The following is a 19,641-nucleotide window of genomic DNA, read 5'->3' on the forward strand; positions in this document are numbered from 1 at the left end:
AATTAAAAAATTTTTTTAATTAAAACTTTTTTTTAATATAACAAAATATTATTTACAAAACAAGGAAAAAACAAAAAGGAATGATAATAAAATGCCTGTAATCAATTTTACATATGAAGAATTATTCGAACAATTAGGTGAAGAATTACCAAAAGATGAACTTATAAACATACTTCCAATGATATCAAGTGATGTTGAATCATATGATGATGTGGAAGTAAAAGCAGAATTTTTTCCAAATAGACCAGACTACTACAGTGTAGAAGGAATTGTACGTTCACTAAAAGGATACCTTGAACTAGAAAAAGGAATACCTGAATATGATGTTAAAAAAACAGACACAACAATAACAGTGGATAGTGAACTTGAAAATATAAGACCATATGTTGCATGTTGTATGATAAAAAATGTTAAAATTGATGATAATCAACTTCGTAATATCATGGAATTCCAGGAACACCTACACTGGGTAATTGGAAGGGACAGGAAAAAAGTAGCAATAGGTATTCATGATCTTGATAAAGTAGAAGGACCATTTTATTATAAAGCAGGAAATCCTAATGAAACATCATTTATACCATTGGAATCTAGAGAAAACCTAACATTAAATGAAATTCTAGAAAACCATGAAAAAGGAGAAAAATACGCTAAACTACTCAAAGAATTTGATAAATACCCATTAATTGTTGATGGAAATGGAAATATAATGTCTATGCCACCAATAATAAACAGTGAACTTACAAAATTAACAACAAAAACAACAAACCTCTTCATAGATGTAACAGGAACAGATATTAATGCTGTTACAAATGCATTAAATATTATTGCAGCAAACCTCTCAGAAAATGGAGCAACCATTGAAACAATAGAAGTAAACTATCCATATCATGATAATAAAACATATCCTGACTTTGAACCTAAAATTATAGATGTACATACAAAAACTGCACAGGAATATATAGGTATTGATTTAACTGCAGATAAAATAGTTGAAACACTAGAAAAAACAAGATTCAATGCAACAAAAATTAATGAAGAGACTGTACGTGTTACAGTACCAAGATATAGAATTGATATACTACATGAGGTAGATATTATTGAAAACATAGCCCTAGGTTATGGATTTAATGAATTACCTGCACAACTACCAGACTTTGCAACAGTAGCAAATCCAGATTCAAAAAGACAGTTTGACCAAATTCTTGAACAAGTAATGATAGGATTATCATTTACTGAAATAAAAAGTTTAATGCTTACAAGTGAAACACAACATTATACAAAACTTAGAAAAGAAGTCGAAGAAGATCGTGTAACAGTAGCTCAACCAATAACACAAGATAGAACAATGATTAGAAAATCATTAATAAACAGTCTTCTTGAATTTTTAGAAGATAATAAACATGAAGAACTTCCACAGAAAATATTTGAAATTGGGGATGTAGCATATATCAATGAAAATGCAGAAACAAAAATGGTTACTGTTAAAAAATTAGCTGCTGCACAAATCTCTTCTGTTGCAAACTTCACAACAATAAAATCAATAGTTGAATCATTTGTAGCAAATATGGGATTTGAAATGGAATTAGAAGACCATGATGATTCAGCATTTATTAAAGGTCGTTGTGCTAAATTCACTACAAAACCATTGAATAAAAACACACCATTTACATTTAAAGGATATTTTGGAGAAATTCATCCAGAAGTTCTTACTAACTTTGAACTTGAATATCCAGTAATTGCATTTGAAGTAGAATTTAGTGAAGTTGAATAGATTTTAAAAATAAATTCAATTATTCCTTTTTTATACCTTTTTTTAAAATTAAAGAGAACATGTAATAATTCTGTTTTTGATGTTTTTCAACAAGATTTTCTTGTTACTATGTTTTATAATTATCAAATATTTGATGTTTTTTTTGTATATTATATATAATAAATAATATTAATAGAACAATAATTGTCGCACACTCTTAAATCTAAATACAAAGTTTAATCTAATAAAAAAAAGTACTATTTCTTCTAAAAAAATAAATAATTTTTTATAATCATGAAAAATAAATATAATTATATGAAATATAGAACTTTAGGAAAAACAGGTATTAAATCATCAATTTTAGGTTTTGGTGCAATGAGACTACCAACTATTGATAATAATCCAGAACATGTTGATATTAACGAAACAGAGATGATGATTGAATATGCTATAAATCATGGTGTAAACATATTTGACACAGCATGGGTATACCATACAACAGATAGAAGTAAACCTGGAGTTAGTGAAACAATTCTTGGAGATATACTCTCTAGAGGATTTTATGACAAAGTTCACATATCAACAAAAATGCCTTCATGGGAAATAAAATCATGGGAATACTTTGATACAACACTTGATAAACAATTAGAACGTTTAAAAACAGATACTATTGATTTATTTTTTGTTCATTCAATAAAAGATTCATTCTATGAAAATATTAAAGAAGGTGGATTGTATGAATTTGTTGATAGAGCTATAAGTGATGGAAGAATAAAACATGTGTGTTTTTCAACACATGGATCTTATGAATTATTAAATCAAATACTTGATGATTATGATAAATGGGAATGTGTACTAACACAATTAAATTATCTTGATGAAACTGATAATACTGGCTTAAGAGGTGTTGAAAAAATAAATAAATTAGGTTTGGGAACAATTATAATGGAACCATTACGTGGTGGAAAATTAGCACAAAAACAACCCTCAACAGTTCAAGAAATATTCAAAAAATCCTCAAAATCATACACCCCTCTTGAATGGGCTTTTAACTATTTATGGGATAAAAAAGAAGTTAACTGTGTTTTAAGTGGTATGTCTTCATTAGAACAAGTAAAAGAAAATATTAAACTAGTTGATAAGACAGAAATTGGAATATTATCAGATGATGATAAGAAAATATTAAGACAAGTAAAAGAAGAATATGATAATTTAAATCATATTAAATGTACATCCTGTAACTACTGTATGCCTTGTCCACATGGCGTTAATATTCCTAAATGTTTTAGAGAGTATAATATGGATTTACTTGGAGATGAAACTATTAATTCAATTCAATATAAATTTCACATGCACGAAGATAGACAGGCACATAACTGTGTAAATTGTAAAAAATGTATAGAATCATGTCCACAATCAATTAATATTCCTAAAGAATTAAAGGTAGTAGAAAAACATTTTGGAGCTTAAATAAATGGTTAAAGAATTAGAAGTAGTTAATATTATTCCAAGAATATTATCTATTGGTGAAATAGCAAAAGAATTATTTAAAGAAATTAATAAAATATCAGATAATGAAATTATACTCAATTTTAAAGGTGTAGAATATATGTGTGTTTCCTTTGCTCAGGAATATGGACATCAGAAAAAATTATCTAAGAAAAAAATTACTGAAACAAATATTAGTAAAGAAAATGAAAATCTACTTAATTTATCTAAAAATTTGTATATATACTGATTTAATCTAATTTTTTAAAAAAAAAGTGGGATAAGTATGAAAATACTTATTCTCCCATTATTGTTATGTTAATAACCCGATTTCTTCGTGGACCATCAAGTTCAACAAAAAATATACTCTGCCATGTACCTAAATTAATCATACTATCAATTATTGGTAATGTTTGATTAGCTGTGGTAAACAGAGCCATCAGATGACTTCTTGCATTATTATCTATTAAATCATGATAATATTCTTTTTTTGGAACTATTTCTCTAAGAAAGTTAATATAATCTTTTTTTAAACCATTCTCATTTTCATTAATAACAATGGCTGAAGTTGTATGTTTAGTGGATATGTTAATTATTCCATTATGAATTTCATGACTTCTAAGAATACTTTGAATATCTTCTGTAATATCTATTAATTCAATATCATTATTTGTGTTGATACTTATTGTTTTATGTATTATTGACATGACATCACTCTAAAATTGTGATTCTATATCATCATATTCCATAGTTCTTTCACAATAATAACATCTAAGTGTAATAGGTTGCTTATTTTGTACAGCAAATCTCTTTTGTATTGGTTCATTGGAATTTGTTATACAATTTGGATTACTACATGTGACTACATCAGTAATTTCATCCATAAGATGTAAGTGGGATTTTCTAATATTTTGATAATCCCTAATAATATTGAGTGTTGCTTGAGGTGCTAGAAGAACTAACTTATCAACTTCATCTTGTGATAATTCTCTTCCTTCAATTTTAATTATATCTTTACGTCCCATATCTGATGATTCAACATTAATAGCAACCATAATAGCTGTTTCATCATCTGGTAATTTAAGCATGTTTAAAATATTTAATGAACGGTTAGCAGTAATATGATCAATTACTGTTCCATTTTTAATTCTTTTAACTTTTAATTCAGATTTTGTCATGTTATTTACTTCCCTTTTTTTTATTCTATTTCTTTTTTCCATTTTCTTGTTTTAATAGCTTGACCTGTATTGAAGTCTTTTATTTCATAACTTGAGAGTAATGCCTTACCAAATGCTAATAATTTATCATCCTTATTTACAATTAACACTTCATCATTACGTCTTATATTTTCATCACAATCTAGTACAAACTTATTAAATACTGATTTTCCCTTTAATGCAAATGGTTCAGAATCTTCTGATACAACTACCCTATTATGTGGATATTCTAGGAATTTATGTAATCTTTTTGCTCCAAGATCTGATAGAATTAAAAATCCATCATTTGCCCTCATATTTACTATATTTTCATTATCTTCAAATACATGTCGTATTTTTTTAGTTTTACGACTTTTTTCTATGGTGATTTTATCTTCATCTCCACCAAATAATGCATTTCCAGCACCACATCCAAACTGGTAATCAGCAATATCATTTAAACGGTTAAAATCACTTATTTTAGCTTCAGGAAGTTGTAATTCATCTTCTATAAGATTAAAGTTGGTGATGTCAAATTTTTCAATAACTTTCCTATGAATTAAAACATTATCATATTTTTTAGAGTAGTTGTTAATAATATCTCTGATAAATCTTTTTGAATCCAAATCATGAATTGAAGGGGATTCATTTTGTGCTAATGGATAGAATTCATCTAATCCTAATGGTATTATTCCAAATGGAATATCTGCTACTACAACATCACTGTTTGAATAATCAGTATTTGTTGTATTGGAGTAATATGTTGGTATTTTTGGTGTGTATTTCTTAATATATTCCCTATTTACATATTTAGTGTATGGTTTTCTTGTATGAGGTAGTATTACTAGATTTTTATTCTTAGGCTTAATATTTTCTAATTGTTTTAAGTGTTTAGGCACTTCACTTCTTGCAAGAGATTCATATCCTGTGTAGAAGAATGCTGATTTTTTACTACTAGGATTTAATCTTTCCATATCTTCTTTATATTCCATGAGTCTTCTTAGTCCATCAAGTAGAAATGGATGTGATCTACATCGTAGTTCTACTAGTTTCATTAATTCTCCATCAACAATTGCCTGTCTTATTCTTCTAATTTCTGCAAAGCTAATATGAAGGTTATGTTCTGCTATGAGTTTTGCACGTTTTTTCTGGTCCATTTGTTTAAGTTCATCTACAGTATATTCACAACATACTCTACAACTACATGGCATTTCTATAAGATCTTCTAATCTTAGTGTACCATCAGGCATCATGAATCTATCTTTATTTGCATATAAAATATATGCTGCACTATCAAATAAATCACAACCCATTGCTGTTGCTAGTGCAAATACCATTGGATGTCCTGCTCCCATAAGATGTCTTGGTTTGTTTTCAGGTAGTCCTCTCATTGAATACATTACAGCATCAACTAAATCTGCATATCTATACATTTCCATTAATGGTACTACTGCTCCTATTGGATAAATATCTGCATCATACTTAGATATTTCCTTTGCACATTTTTCTCTTAAATCTGGAAATGTGGAACCTTGAACAACACTATTTAGTAGTAAATCACTTTTTACATTTGCTGCTTCCTTTGCACGTTCTATTGTAATTTCAAGGTCATTTTCTGCTTCTTCTCTTTTTACATATGGTGCTGTTGGAATATCTAGTGATGTTCCTATGTCTGTTTTTATTGCTTCTTGGAATTTTATTACTTCTTCATTTGTAATATCTATATCACCATATACTGATAATTGAAATGAACCAGAGTCTGTTTCTATTGTATTAGGAAAATCTATTAGACTATGAACTCCTTCTTCTAATGCTTTTTTCTTAAGTTCTTCATTTTTATAGATTATATATGAATTTGTAATAACTATCTGAGCACCTAACTTCTTAACATCTAATGTTTGTTTACCTGGATGAACTACAGGCATTAGAGCAGGAGTGGTTACAGTTCCATGTGGTGTTTTAAATTTACCTACCCTTGCCATTGCATCTTTATATTTAATTTCAAAATCCACGATTATATCCACCATTATTATTTTTTTTATTTCTTATATTATGTATTATATTTATATTTCTTAAATGAAATAATTTATTAAAAAATTATATTAAAAGAAATATTATTAAATTCAAAAAAATCATTAAAAATAGATTCAAAAAAAATGGTGGATGTATTATTATTCATATTCAATCTTATCATCCATACCCTCTTCAGGTTCAATATGAATTAATACATCCTTAATTTCAGGATATTCCTCACATATCTTTTCTTCACAAATATGTGATAACCTATGTGCATCAGCTAGTGATAAATCCTTAGATAATACTAGATGCATATCTAAAAAAATTGTTGAAGCTGTTCCTCTTGTTCGTACATTATGTACCTCCTTTATTTCATTTATATCTTTTACTACATCTTCTATTTCATAGGTAGATAAGATATTTTTATCAAGTAATATGTTGATATTGGAGTATAGGATTGTTAGTCCAGTTTTTATAATTAGTAATGAAATTCCAATAGATAATATTGGATCAAGTATAGTATAACCTAATTGAACAAATACAAGACTTATTATTATGATAAATGTTGCAAGAGCATCACTTTTTATATGTTCACTATCTGAAAGAAGTATGTTGCTATGTAATTTTTTAGCCATGCTTTTTTCATAATATGCAGCTATTAGTGTTATAATCAATGTAATTATCATTACAAGATATGTTGTTATAGAAATTGATGGTGTTGTAATTGCAAAGAAACGTTCAAATGCAGATGAAATTATTTCATATGCCACTATAAACAATGTAAATGATATTAATATTGATGCAAAAGTTTCTAATTTATAGTGTCCATACCTATGTTCTTTATCTGAGGGTTTTGCTGAAACAAGTAGTATTACTATTCCAACGATGTTTGAAACAGCATCAAGTAGTGAATCATAACCATCTGCTGTAATACTTAAAACTCCTGCTTTATATCCATATATAATTTTAACTAAACCTATAGCTATGTTAATTATTAATATAAGTACTAAAACTTCTCTAACTTTTCTATAATATTCATTAGACATATAATCATCTATTATTTAACCTCAATTTAATTATAAAATTTATATTTAATTAATAATTAAGTATTTTATTATGAGGTATAACTAAATAATTATGTATTCTTATAAAGAGTTATTTTAAATTAATGTTTCAAAGCATGAAAGGTCATATAATATACTATATTTAATTAAAGTATATTATGATTTAAATAAAAAGAATAATCTACAATACATATTGTTATTCCTATTTTTGTTTCAAAAATCACCTCATGTTTATTGAACAGAAGAATGATTTTATAATAAATAATATACAAAAAGAGAATATGATATTTCATGTAAAATATTCCAAATAGACAAGAATATTCCTATCATTATGGGAAGAGTATTTGAATTAAAAAAAGAAATGTAAAACTAATTGTAAATAACTATATATACTATGATTATACATATTAATAATTAAAGGAGATGAATAACATGAGTGAATTACCACACGCACCAATTTCAAGAATAATAAAAAATGCTGGAGCAGCACGTGTAAGTGATGATGCAGTTGTAGCATTAGCAGAAGAATTAGAAGTTATTGGAGAAGAAATTGCATCACAAGCAATACTTCTTGCAAAACACGCAGGTAGAAAAACTGTTAAAGCAGAAGACATTGCACTTGCAATGAAATAAATATTCTTCTTATCTTATTTTTTTTATAATAGACACATCACTCTTTTTTTATAAAGTAACTATTACTTTTTAAGTTATAAATATTCTCTAAATAAATCTTATTTTTTTTTACATATAAATTAGGAAAATTACATTATAAATACCATATATAAATATAATGTATTAATAATTAAAGAAACATAGAGGGTGTAAATATTAAATCAATGTCAAACGTAGACATTCATAGAATGGTTAATGAATTAAACAAAGAATTAATAAATACTAGAATTGACAAGGCATACCAGCCTGATGTTGATACTATTAGAATAAAACTACGAAAAGCAGGAGAAGGACGTAAAGACCTGGTAATTCAAGCAGGTGTACGAATTCATTTAACAAACTACCCTCAACCAAACCCCACAATACCACCAAATTTCCCAATGTTACTTAGAAAACATTTAAGTGGAGGAAGTATCACATCAATAGAACAACATAACTTCGATAGAATCATTAAAATCAAGGTGCAAAAAAAGGAAGAATACACAATACTTGTTGAATTATTTAGTAAAGGAAATATCATACTATTAGATAAGGATAATAACATTATTTCACCATTAAAACATAAAACATGGCATGATAGAAAAATCACTGCACATGAGGAATATAAGTATCCTCCAGAAAAGGGAATTAACATAAATAACTGTAGATTTGAAGATTTAAAAACTGTTATAAATACATCTGATAGAGATATAACAAGAACACTTGCAACAAATGGTCTTGGTGGTTTATATGCAGAGGAAGTTATAAGCTACACCTCAATTAACAAAGAAAAACTTGCAAAGGAATTAACTGATGATGAAATTACACAACTAAATAATGCTATCAATGAATTATTTAATAAAATAGAAACTAATCCACAACCACAAATTATACTTGATGAAAATGATAAAAATAAGGATCTAGTACCTATTACATTGAATAAATATGCTCAATTTAAATCAAAATCATTTGAAACCTTTAATATGGCTGCTGATGAATTTTATAGTAAGAAGATTGTTAGTGATATTAAAAATAAGGAAGAAAAATTATGGGCAAAACGTATTGGTAAGTTTGAAAAACGTTTGAAAATGCAGGAAGAAACTCTTGAAGGATTCTATAAAACAATTGAAGATAAACAACACAAAGGAGATACTATTTATGCTCATTATAATGAAATTCAACAGATAATCAATGTAATACATCAAGCACGTGAAAATTATTCTTGGAAAGAAATTGGTTCAATTATAAAAAAATCCAAAAAAGAAGGTAAAATTCCAGAACTTGAAATGATTGAGTCTATTGACAAAATGGGTGTAATTAATTTAAAACTTGATGATACTCATGTTCAAATAGATAGTAATATTGGAATTCCTGAAAGTACTGAAAAGTATTATAATAAGGGTAAAAAAGCTAAACGTAAAATTGATGGTGTTAACAAAGCTATAGAAAATACTAAATCCGAAATTAAAAAGCTTGAAGATAAAAAAGAAGTTGCTATTGAATTGTTACGTCAGAAACAGGAAAAAAGAGAAAAACGTGAACTTAAATGGTATGAAAAACTCAGATGGTTTATTAGTAGAGATGGTTATCTTGTAATTGGTGGTCGTGATGCTAATAGTAATGAACAGGTAGTAAAGAAATATTCTAAAAATAACGACATATATCTACACTGTGATATTCATGGAGCACCATCTACTATAATTCAAAACAAGAATGAAGATGAAATACCAGAGAGTACATTGTATGATGCTGCTTGTTTTGCAAGTAGTTTTAGCAGTGCTTGGACTGAAGGATTTAGTTCATATGATGCATATTGGGTTACTCTAGATCAAGTATCTAAAACACCACAGAGTGGAGAATTCTTAAAAAAAGGTGCTTTTGTAATTAGAGGTAAGAAGAATTTTATTCGTAATGTTCCAGTGTTAATTGCTATTGGTGTTGTTGATTATGATGATGATAAAAGAATTATGGCAGGACCTGTTGAATGTCTAAAAGAAATGACTGATAAATACGTTATTGTAAAACCAGGTTTTACAAAGAAAGAGCGTATATCTAAGGAAATATTACATAAAATTGATGCAGAAAAAGTATTTAGTATTGATGATATTGTACGTAGTTTACCTAGTGGTAAATGTGATTTATTAGATATTCGTGAATATAATCAAAAGTATGGAAAGATTAGATAAGAATGTTTTTTCATTCTTATTAAAAAAATATAGGATATAAAATGTTAAATCTTTCCTACTAATTAAAATTATATCTATGTTTATATATAAAGTTTTATTTTTTTTAAATTAATATTTATAAATAAAACACTTCTTTTTTTATTATTTGAATTTACTTTATTTATTCTTCTCTATAATCTTCTCCAGGCATTAGAGGAACTGTCATTGTACCTATAATTTCATCTTCCACATTTTTTGCAAACAATTCCACATCTTGTTCTATACCCGGGAATGTGTTGTAGTGCATTGGTATTACTATTCTTGATTGTAACCATTTTGCTGCTATTGCTGCATCTTCTATTCCCATGGTGTATTTATCTCCTATTGGAATTAGAGCTATGTCTGGTTTATATATGTCTCCAATTACTGTTTTCATGTCACCAAAGAGTCCTGTATCCCCTGCATGATAGATTTTTTTACCACTTTCTAGTGTTATTACAAAACCTGTTGCTGATCCTCCTTCTTCTACTTCTTCTGTGAAATCTATTGAAGAGGTATGTCTTGCATCTGTCATTGTAACATTTACTAGATTGTTAATTGATACTGTTCCTCCAATATTCATTGCTATTGCATTTATTCCTTGACGTTGTACAAAATTTGCTATTTCTGCTGTGGCTATTATTGTTGCTCCAGAGTTGTTTGCTATTTCAAGTGCATCACCAAAGTGATCTGAATGTCCATGTGTTATGAGTATTACATCTGCATCTATTGTTTCTACAGGTGTTGAACATAAGGGATTATTACTAATAAATGGGTCTATTAGCATAATTAATCCTTCTTCTGATACTATTTTAAATGCTGAATGTCCAAAGTATTCTATCTTCATTTTATCAATCCTCATGTAATGTTAATATTATATATGTTTATTTAATATTATTTAGATTTTCTATTACTTTCAGGGCATTTTCTCTTCCATTGTATTTTAGAAATGTATCATATAATTTTGGATTTATTTCTATTTTATCTAGATTATTTATTGTGTTGTTAATAAGTTCTAGTAATTGTTGTTTTTGTTGTGTTTCTATTGTTTTTGTTATGTTGTATTGTCTCATTTTCTTAAGGTTTCTCTCTTGTTCTATATGATTTTTTATTGGTATCATTATGTTTGGTTTTTTTATTGATATTAATTCCATTGATGTTGTATGACCTGCTAGTGTTATTGTTAAATCTGAGAGTTTCATCCATTCAATTAGATTGTATGTGAATTGTTTTATTATTACCTTTTTATTAGAAGATGGTAATTTAAAGATATCTGGATTTAATTCAAGACCTGTGAATATGAAAATTTTATCTACTTCTATTTCTTCAGATACTGCACATATGTTTGTTATTAATTCTTTTCCAAAATCACTTCCACCAATTGTTACTAGAAGAATTTTTTCATTATTATCTAGGCCATATTTTCTTCTTAGATTTTCCTTAGTATCTATTTCCTGTGGGTTTTTATGTAGTAGAGGTCCTATAAATTCTGTTTTATCTTCAAGTTCCTTGGGTATTGTTATGGATTCAGGTATATCAGGTATTAATATTTTATTTGTTGACTTGGATATTTCTATTATGAATTTTCTTATACTTTTTTCAAAGTATTTTATTGAAGTCATATTTGTATTTTGTGAAAATCCAAATGTTAGGTCGTTTGTTATTATATAGCATGGAACATTTAGAAATTTAGCTGTTATTGGAGGAGAGTAAAGTGAATCAGTTATTATTAAATCTGGTTTTATTTTTTTTATTATTCTTGATTCTCTATACATACTTTTTATGAAGGTAAATGGTATATCTTTAGATTTTTTCACTGATTTTTCTATATCAAGTACTCCATCTTCATGGTGGAAGTTCATGGGTGGTAGATTATATGGTTTGTAGTTGTTTTTTTGCAGGTAATGTAGTCCTGTCCCATAGCTTGCAAAGTAGATTTTATGACCTTTTTTCTCAAGTAGTTTTGCTAGTGCAACATCCCTTGATGAATGACCAATACCTACCCCACATGTTGTAATTAGTATTTTCATAAGTTATAACACCCATTTTTTACTTATATTATATATTAGTTGTTTTATTTTATACTATTTTAAGTATTACTATATTATAAAAAAAGTAATACTTTTATATGTGTAATACCAATATATACAATAAGTAATACTTTGGGAGGTGTTATTATTAAATTAATTGTTGATGAGAAAGGTCAAGGTGCTGCTGAATATATATTATTATTTGGAGGAGTAATAGTTATAGCATTAATAGCCCTTCAAATATATTCTAGTTACTTTTCTAATGAAAATATATTCAGTGCAAAAGAGGATGCTCAACAAATTAGAGCCAATCTTACAAATAAAACATGATGTTCTATTAATGATAGATGAAAAAGGACAGATAAGTGCTGAATTAATACTAATATTAGCTACAATAAGTATGATTGTTTTAATAACAGCCCATTTTACAATTAATTATCTAAATGAAATAAACAATCACACACAGATAATCTTAAACACCAGTAGAAATTCCATACTATCTAATATCTAAAAAGAAGTTATAATAAAGTTCCTTTTTGATCTATTTCCCCTTTTCTTATACGGGTTGAAGAAATTGGAACACCATCATCAGCTAATATCCATTCAATTATTATAATATCCAATGGATTTAAACCATTTTCACATCGTATCTTGTTTATTTCAATGGCTGATTTTTCTGTTTCCTTACTTACTACTATTGCATCAAGATTTTTATCAGTATCTGCAGTTCCATTTGAATCCATGATTTTTTTAATTATATATTTTTTGTTGTATGGTTTTATTATTGATTTTAATTTAGTTATTCTGACTTCACATGGTTCAATTACGTGATTTTTCATTGATGCAAAATCATCTGAAGTTATACCAATTAAAACTTCATCTGCCATTGTAAAAGCTGCATCTAGTAGGGCTTCATGTCCCTTATGTAGTTTATCGAACGTTCCTCCCACAGCTATTTTTCTATATTTCGCCTTCATATAAAATTCCTTTACTATTTTATCTTTAAAATAAGTTTAAAAATATTCACTAGTTTTATATTTCTAAATAATATTATTTAAAGGAATTTATAGAAATACTTTATGAAAACTTCATTAAATCATAAATTTTAAAAGAAATCAAAGATATTTCATTAATTCAAAAAGTATATATATTATTATTTTAAAAAATATTAAACACTTGCTTAGGCAATAGTTGTATTTAAAATTATTTGAAATAAAACAATTATATATGAAAGAATTATTGTATATTATTATTTTTCAAAAATTCCAAAAAAAAACTAAAAGGAGGCTAAAATATGAACACAAATAAAAACATGAAAAATAATAATGAAAAAAACGATAAAGTAGATCTAATAAGAGGCGATCCTAAAATTGCAATAAAGGCAATAGCATGGCCAATGATAATAACACTTGTACTCAACATGGTATATAACATGGTAGACAGAGTATGGGTAGCAGGACTAGGATCAGATCCACTTGCAGCAATAGGATTTGTAACACCATTATTTATTATAATAGGTGGAATAGCAAATGGATTTGGAGCAGGAGCAAACTCCCTCATTTCACGATATATAGGAGCAAATAAAAAAGATAGTGCAGATAATAGTGCACTACATGGAGTAATAATAGGACTTATACTATCAATACTTATACCATTAATACTACTACCATGTCTTGAAAATCTACTCATAGTAATGGGTGCCTCATCAGTAATAACATATGCAAAACCATATGCAGCAATCATAATACTAGGATCATTTACACTAATATTCAATGGAATATTATCAAGTGAATTAAGAGCAGAGGGTGATGTAAAACGTGCCACAATAGCCCTTATATTTACTGGTGTACTAAATATGATAATAGATCCAATATTCATATACACATTAAATCTTGGAGTTGAAGGAGCCGCACTTGCAACAATACTCTCAGCAACAGTAGCAACATGTTTAATGTTATACTGGATGTTTATTAAAAAGGACACATACTTATCATTTAAAATAAAAGAATTCCATTACAATGCAAAAATAACAAAGGAATTAATTGCAGTAGCACTACCAGCTAGTGTAGAACAACTTATAATATCCGTTTTAACAATAATAGGAAACTTAATATTATCCATTGTTGCTACAACAACAATAATTGCAGGATACACTGCAGCATGGAGTGTTATACAAGTGGGTATGATGACAAGTGTAGGTATAGGAACAGCAGCAATAACAGTTGGAGGAGTAGCATATGGAGCAAGAGACTATGAAAAACTTAAAACAACATGTTACTATTCAATAAAATTATCCATGATAATAGCCATAGCAATAGTTATTTTAATAGAAATATTTGCACCACAAATAGCACTATTATTTAGTTATTCAACATCAAGTGCACATCTAGGAGTTATAATAACAGAAACATTAAGAATACTTGCATTATTCCTACTTGGAATTCCACTAGGTTTATGCTCAGCATGTGTATTCCAAGGAATGGGAAAAGGAACAATATCACTTATATTAACAGTAATAAGAGAATTAATATTAGTACTCCTACTTACACTCATATTTACATTTGTATTTGGACTAGCCCAGTATGGACTATACTATGGACTTGTTCTAGGAGTTGCAATAGGTTCCATAATAGGATTTATAGTATTTAAATATTATTTAAAAAGATTAATAAAATATAAAGAATAATATTTATACTAATATTTCTTTTTGAAAAATAATTAAAAAAGGATGATACCAATGACAATGCCAAAAAAATTTACAAAAGAAAATGCCCATAATTTTCCCATAAGTTTCATACTCTCAACAATATACAGACAACACACAATCTATCTAAAAAATACACTAAAACCCTATGATGTATCAGTAGGTGAATATCCTACAATAATGAAATTATTTAAAGAAGGTAAAAAAACACAACATGAACTTGCAGAAGCTTTCCACATGACAGAGGGTACAATAGCTAGAACTGTTCGTAACTTGGAAGATAAAAATATTATAACACGTAAAATTGATAAAAACAACAGACGACAAAACTTCGTATACATTACAGAAAAAGGGGAAAAAATAGCATCATTAATTGAAAACTTTGATTCTCTATGGGAAGAGGAAGTATGTGGTTTTCTTAATAAAAAACAAAAAAATGAAATTAAAGAAATATTATATGATATTACAATTAATTCCCTCAATCAAAATAAAAAATAAATCCCCCATCCCTCTTTTTTATATCTACTAATTTTTATAAAAAAATAATAACCATGAAAAATATATAATAACTTAACCATATAAAAAAAAGTATTAATTTTAGGAATATTTTTTATGATTGAAGAGTACAATACAGTAATTAAAAATCCAAAAAAAGTCATAACTCGTTTTGCATCATGTTATCCTAATATATACAGAGTAGCAATGTCTTCCATGGGATACCAGATAATCTATGACTATCTTAATGCCCGTGAAGATATATACTGTGAAAGAGTAATTTATCCACAGACAAAGAGTATTGAAACAAGAAGTGATTTAGCAGATTTTGATATTGTTAGTTTTACATTACAATTTGAGGAAGATTACTTCAATATGATAGATATGCTAAAACATAGTAATATTCCATTAGAGAGTAAGGATAGAACAAAAGACCATCCTCTTGTTATAGCAGGAGGACCATGTGCTACATCAAATCCACTTCCAATATCTAATTTTATTGACTTATTTGTTATAGGTGATGCAGAATTAATACTTGATGAAATTATCGATGTAAATAGTGATACAAATAATCCACGTGCTGATATCTATGATTTTCTTGAAATACCTGGTGTATACAAGCCAGGACATCCAACTAAAATTCAACAAGTAAAGAATATGAAGGATGCATGGAGACCAATCTACCAGATAGTAACAAAAACTGATGATAAAAGATTTACACCCGCATTTGGTAGTAATGCATTTTTAATGGAAGTATCACGTGGATGTACAAGGGGTTGTAGATTCTGTATGAGTGGTTGTATGTATAGACCTCGAAGAGAAGTACCACTAAAAACACTAATAGAAACTGCTATTAAAACAAGACAAGTTACAGGACAGAATAAGGTTGCCCTACTTGGAGAGGCTGTTAGTGATTATAGTCGTATTGAAGAGTTATGCTGGAAACTTACAGAGGAAGGTTTTCAAATAGCAACACCATCACTTAGAGTTGAATCAGTCTCAGATGAACTACTTGAAATTTTAAAGGAAAATGGACTTAAAACAATAACAATAGCACCAGAAACCATAGAAAAACAACGCTGGAAATTAAATAAACCTATGACTGACCAACAAATCATAGAAACTATCGATAGGGCAATGTCACTTAAATTAAAAGTTAAAATGTACCTACTTCTTGGAACACCATATGAAACAAGTGATGATATAATGGAATTAATTAACTTCCTAAGAGACATAACAAGTAAAGCAGTCAGATACAACACAATAAAAACAAGTGTAAATCCTCTAATACCTAAACCACACACACCCCTACAATATATGGGATTTGACTATGACAATTTAAATAAGAAATTTAAAACATACAGTTCAAGACTTAAATATAAACATAAACAAGAAAATCTAAAAAAAGCAACAAAACAATACATACTCACAAACAGTGGAGTAGAACTAAATAAATTACTTAAAATAGGACATAATATACATTTTAAAGACTGGTATAAAATAGCCTATAAAATAAATGAAACAAAAAATAATAAGGAAAAAATTCTACCATGGCATGAGATAGATGTGGGAATTAAAGAATCTTTCCTTAGAAAAGAATATGAAAAAAATGAAAGAATCACAGATAACACCATGGTGTGAAAGTGATGGATGTTATAAATGTGGATCATGTTAAATAATCAAGTAAAATAGGAGATAAAAAAAATGAAATATGCAGCAAAAAGAGTAGAAAATATTAATTTATCACAAATACGTAAAATGTTTAGTAAAGGAGGTCCAAATGCAATAAATCTAGCATTAGGAGAACCAGATTTTAACACTCCTCCACACATACTAGATTCATTAAAAAATGCACTAGACAATAATTATACACATTACTCACAAAATAAGGGAGATATAGAACTTAGAGAAGCAATAACAAATAAATTATCCAAGGATAATAATATTAAAACAACACCTGAAGATATAATAGTAACTGTAGGTGCTAGTGAAGCATTATACTCAAGTATACAAGCATTAGTAAATCCAAATGATGATGTTCTCATACCAAATCCTGGATTTCTATCCTACAAAGAATGTGTAACTCTAGCAGGTGGAAATCCAATAGAAGTAAATACAACAATAGAAAATGATTTTAAAACAACAGTAGATGATGTTCAAAAAAGTCTAACAAACAATACAAAGGCCATTGTTATGAATTCACCATGTAATCCAACAGGAGCTGTGATGGATAAGGAAGATATAAAGGCAATAGCAGATATTGCAACAGACAAAGACATAATTATAATAGCAGATGAAATATATGAAAAAATAATATACAACAAAAAACATTATAGCTTCCAAGCATACACAGATAATGCAATAACAATCAATGGATTTTCCAAGGCATATGCAATGACAGGTCTTAGAAGTGGATATTGTTCAAGTAATTCAGAAATAATAGATGAAATATTAAAAGTACATCAATATAATGTAGCATGTGTAGATACTGCAACACAAAAAGCATGTACAACAGCACTAACATCATCCCAACAATGTGTAAATGATATGAGAAATGAATTTGAAAAAAGACGTAATCTTGTTGTTGAATCATTAAATAATATGGGACTTGAATGTAGTAATCCTGATGGTGCATTCTATGTATTTTTCCATGCTGGAAATTCACAAGAATTTATTGAAAAAGCATTAACAGAAGATGTTATTCTAGTTCCAGGACTTGCATTTGGAAGTATGGGACGTGAATATGTGAGATTATCCTATGCACAAAGTTATAAAAACTTAGAAAAAGCCATGAAAAGACTTGAAAAAGTAGTGGTATAAGAGTTTTATTAAAACTCTTTTTTTTATTTCCAATTACTAAGAATATTAATTATTTCATCTAAAGTAGATATTATATCATTAGTTTTTTGAATATTTTTTTCATATAATTCTATTTTCTTTTCATATACATCAACAAGTGGAAGACATTCACTAAATATATCACTATCAGAGTATTGAGACTTATAGAATTTTAAAGATCTTTGATTAGTTTGTATTTCTTTTTTACAATGTAGAATATATTCATTTAAGTGATTTTTTTCATCAATAGCATCTAATCTAATCTGTGAATAATTCTGGTACACCTCATTAATATTACTTTTAAAATAGTCTGGAAGTTCATCCTGTTTAACATTAAAATCAGCCATACTTTCAGTGAAAAAATGTTCTACTTCATGATAAAAATTAGAATAACCCTCAATAGATCGTGTTAATTCCATGTTTTCATCATTGAGTGCTTTAATATTTTTATTCTCTGTCTTAATTTTTTGTTGTATTTCCTTTTTAATATTAGATACAAACTTTTTATTAGCTTCACTTGACATTCTATTCAACCCACTTAACTAAAAAAATATTAAATGTTTTCTAATTATATTTATTGAATTAAATAATTAAAAAAGTTTATTAAAAAAAAGTCTTGTTAAAATTAATTAAGCGCCGAGGCCGGGATTCGAACCCGGGTGGACATCTGTCCAGTGGCTTAGCAGGCCACCGCCGTACCAGGCTGGGCCACCTCGACATACATAAAAGAAATCTATATTATAGTTTGTAAGTCATTACATTTATAATTAACTATAATTTCCATATAATAAACGGCATGTAATTGGATGGACATACCTCATAAAAATAAGTTATCTAAATCCATAACTCCATCCCGTTAATCCGTAAACATCAGTTGTCTAAAACAGAGCTGCTTCTTTCCAGACCTGACCCATTCAATTAATTAAAATAGTTAAATTCAACCCTCCAGTTGAATTCCTACTACCGCTAATCCTACGGGACGAAACTTCTACATCATAGAAATAGGCTTATTAGCATTTAATATGCCTCTCCAAAAACTTCGGTCGCTCCATATAGAGGATTTGAGCTTACAAGAGACCACTAGCCTCCCAACCTAGCCTAACAATATATATGTATATCACAGTTAATAAAGTTTTTTATAAAAGGTATGAAAAAATAAAAAAATACATGAAAAATATATACACTACTAATTTAATTAAAAAAAA

Annotated in this window: 19 protein-coding genes, 1 tRNA gene and 1 other RNA gene; 11 read left to right on the forward strand and 10 right to left on the reverse strand. The window is 27.8% G+C overall.

Annotated elements, in window-relative coordinates; all coding sequences use genetic code 11:
• Positions 1-91: 91 nt before the first annotated feature.
• The 3 genes from pheT to A9758_RS02380 all read left to right on the forward strand — a co-directional run bounded on the left by pheT (position 92) and on the right by A9758_RS02380 (position 3,488).
• Positions 92-1,771, forward strand: a complete 1,680-nt coding sequence (pheT, locus tag A9758_RS02370) for a phenylalanine--tRNA ligase subunit beta (protein WP_011406124.1) — start codon at positions 92-94, stop codon at positions 1,769-1,771.
• Positions 1,772-2,065: 294 nt separating this feature from the next.
• On the forward strand, positions 2,066-3,220 hold the full coding sequence (locus tag A9758_RS02375) for an aldo/keto reductase (RefSeq protein WP_011406123.1): 1,155 nt from the start codon (positions 2,066-2,068) through the stop codon (positions 3,218-3,220).
• Between the two features lie 4 nt (positions 3,221-3,224).
• Positions 3,225-3,488, forward strand: a complete 264-nt coding sequence (locus A9758_RS02380; protein ID WP_011406122.1) for a hypothetical protein — start codon at positions 3,225-3,227, stop codon at positions 3,486-3,488.
• 46 nt (positions 3,489-3,534) lie between these two features.
• Here the strand turns inward: A9758_RS02380 and A9758_RS02385 are convergent, their stop codons facing one another.
• The 4 genes from A9758_RS02385 to A9758_RS02400 form a co-directional block, all read right to left on the reverse strand.
• A complete protein-coding gene (locus tag A9758_RS02385; protein WP_011406121.1) occupies positions 3,535-3,945 on the reverse strand; it encodes a secondary thiamine-phosphate synthase enzyme YjbQ in 411 nt (136 codons plus the stop codon).
• A 9-nt stretch (positions 3,946-3,954) separates the two neighbouring features.
• Positions 3,955-4,416 (reverse strand): aspartate carbamoyltransferase regulatory subunit, encoded by a 462-nt coding sequence (gene pyrI, locus A9758_RS02390; RefSeq protein ID WP_011406120.1) that lies wholly within the window; start codon positions 4,414-4,416, stop codon positions 3,955-3,957.
• Positions 4,417-4,436: 20 nt separating this feature from the next.
• Positions 4,437-6,461 (reverse strand): tRNA guanosine(15) transglycosylase TgtA, encoded by a 2,025-nt coding sequence (gene tgtA / locus A9758_RS02395; RefSeq protein WP_011406119.1) that lies wholly within the window; start codon positions 6,459-6,461, stop codon positions 4,437-4,439.
• A gap of 144 nt (positions 6,462-6,605) precedes the next feature.
• Positions 6,606-7,496 (reverse strand): cation diffusion facilitator family transporter, encoded by an 891-nt coding sequence (locus tag A9758_RS02400; protein WP_011406118.1) that lies wholly within the window; start codon positions 7,494-7,496, stop codon positions 6,606-6,608.
• A gap of 450 nt (positions 7,497-7,946) precedes the next feature.
• Between A9758_RS02400 and A9758_RS02405 the strand changes: the two genes are divergently transcribed.
• Positions 7,947-8,147: a histone family protein gene (locus A9758_RS02405; protein ID WP_011406117.1), complete on the forward strand. Its 201-nt coding sequence runs from the start codon at positions 7,947-7,949 to the stop codon at positions 8,145-8,147.
• Positions 8,148-8,350: 203 nt separating this feature from the next.
• A complete protein-coding gene (gene rqcH / locus A9758_RS02410) occupies positions 8,351-10,351 on the forward strand; it encodes a ribosome rescue protein RqcH (protein ID WP_011406116.1) in 2,001 nt (666 codons plus the stop codon).
• A 160-nt stretch (positions 10,352-10,511) separates the two neighbouring features.
• On the opposite strand, the gene A9758_RS02415 is transcribed toward rqcH, so the two are convergent.
• The gene (locus tag A9758_RS02415; RefSeq protein ID WP_011406115.1) at positions 10,512-11,216 is read right to left on the reverse strand and encodes a metal-dependent hydrolase; all 705 of its coding nucleotides are present in this window, start codon (positions 11,214-11,216) and stop codon (positions 10,512-10,514) included.
• A gap of 37 nt (positions 11,217-11,253) precedes the next feature.
• Positions 11,254-12,399, reverse strand: coding sequence for a UDP-N-acetylglucosamine--N-acetylmuramyl-(pentapeptide) pyrophosphoryl-undecaprenol N-acetylglucosamine transferase (locus A9758_RS02420; protein WP_011406114.1), 1,146 nt, complete (start codon positions 12,397-12,399; stop codon positions 11,254-11,256).
• A 132-nt stretch (positions 12,400-12,531) separates the two neighbouring features.
• Here A9758_RS02420 and A9758_RS02425 point away from each other — a divergent pair, with 132 nt between their 5' ends.
• Both A9758_RS02425 and A9758_RS07440 read left to right on the forward strand, forming a co-directional pair.
• The gene (locus tag A9758_RS02425; RefSeq protein ID WP_232048215.1) at positions 12,532-12,729 is read left to right on the forward strand and encodes a class III signal peptide-containing protein; all 198 of its coding nucleotides are present in this window, start codon (positions 12,532-12,534) and stop codon (positions 12,727-12,729) included.
• Positions 12,730-12,739: 10 nt separating this feature from the next.
• Positions 12,740-12,910: a class III signal peptide-containing protein gene (locus A9758_RS07440; protein WP_112149399.1), complete on the forward strand. Its 171-nt coding sequence runs from the start codon at positions 12,740-12,742 to the stop codon at positions 12,908-12,910.
• A 7-nt stretch (positions 12,911-12,917) separates the two neighbouring features.
• Here the strand turns inward: A9758_RS07440 and A9758_RS02430 are convergent, their stop codons facing one another.
• Positions 12,918-13,376, reverse strand: coding sequence for a phosphopantetheine adenylyltransferase (locus A9758_RS02430; RefSeq protein WP_011406113.1), 459 nt, complete (start codon positions 13,374-13,376; stop codon positions 12,918-12,920).
• 317 nt (positions 13,377-13,693) lie between these two features.
• Here A9758_RS02430 and A9758_RS02435 point away from each other — a divergent pair, with 317 nt between their 5' ends.
• The 4 genes from A9758_RS02435 (at position 13,694) to A9758_RS02450 (ending at position 18,418) form a co-directional block, all read left to right on the forward strand.
• A complete protein-coding gene (locus A9758_RS02435; RefSeq protein WP_011406112.1) occupies positions 13,694-15,085 on the forward strand; it encodes an MATE family efflux transporter in 1,392 nt (463 codons plus the stop codon).
• 51 nt (positions 15,086-15,136) lie between these two features.
• Entirely contained in the window at positions 15,137-15,601 is a 465-nt protein-coding gene (locus tag A9758_RS02440; RefSeq protein ID WP_052273656.1) for a MarR family winged helix-turn-helix transcriptional regulator, read from the forward strand.
• A 114-nt stretch (positions 15,602-15,715) separates the two neighbouring features.
• On the forward strand, positions 15,716-17,239 hold the full coding sequence (locus A9758_RS02445) for a radical SAM protein (protein ID WP_011406110.1): 1,524 nt from the start codon (positions 15,716-15,718) through the stop codon (positions 17,237-17,239).
• 63 nt (positions 17,240-17,302) lie between these two features.
• On the forward strand, positions 17,303-18,418 hold the full coding sequence (locus A9758_RS02450) for a pyridoxal phosphate-dependent aminotransferase (RefSeq protein ID WP_011406109.1): 1,116 nt from the start codon (positions 17,303-17,305) through the stop codon (positions 18,416-18,418).
• A 23-nt stretch (positions 18,419-18,441) separates the two neighbouring features.
• Here A9758_RS02450 and A9758_RS02455 read toward each other — a convergent pair whose 3' ends face one another.
• The 3 genes from A9758_RS02455 to ffs all read right to left on the reverse strand — a co-directional run bounded on the left by A9758_RS02455 (position 18,442) and on the right by ffs (position 19,540).
• Positions 18,442-18,960, reverse strand: a complete 519-nt coding sequence (locus A9758_RS02455; RefSeq protein ID WP_048059703.1) for a hypothetical protein — start codon at positions 18,958-18,960, stop codon at positions 18,442-18,444.
• 110 nt (positions 18,961-19,070) lie between these two features.
• Positions 19,071-19,154 (reverse strand) — tRNA-Ser (locus tag A9758_RS02460).
• A 70-nt stretch (positions 19,155-19,224) separates the two neighbouring features.
• An RNA gene (gene ffs / locus A9758_RS02465) (signal recognition particle sRNA) lies at positions 19,225-19,540 on the reverse strand.
• Between the last annotated feature and the right edge of the window lie 101 nt (positions 19,541-19,641).

Source organism: Methanosphaera sp. A6 (assembly GCF_001729395.1).
Classification (GTDB): domain Archaea; phylum Methanobacteriota; class Methanobacteria; order Methanobacteriales; family Methanobacteriaceae; genus Methanosphaera; species Methanosphaera stadtmanae.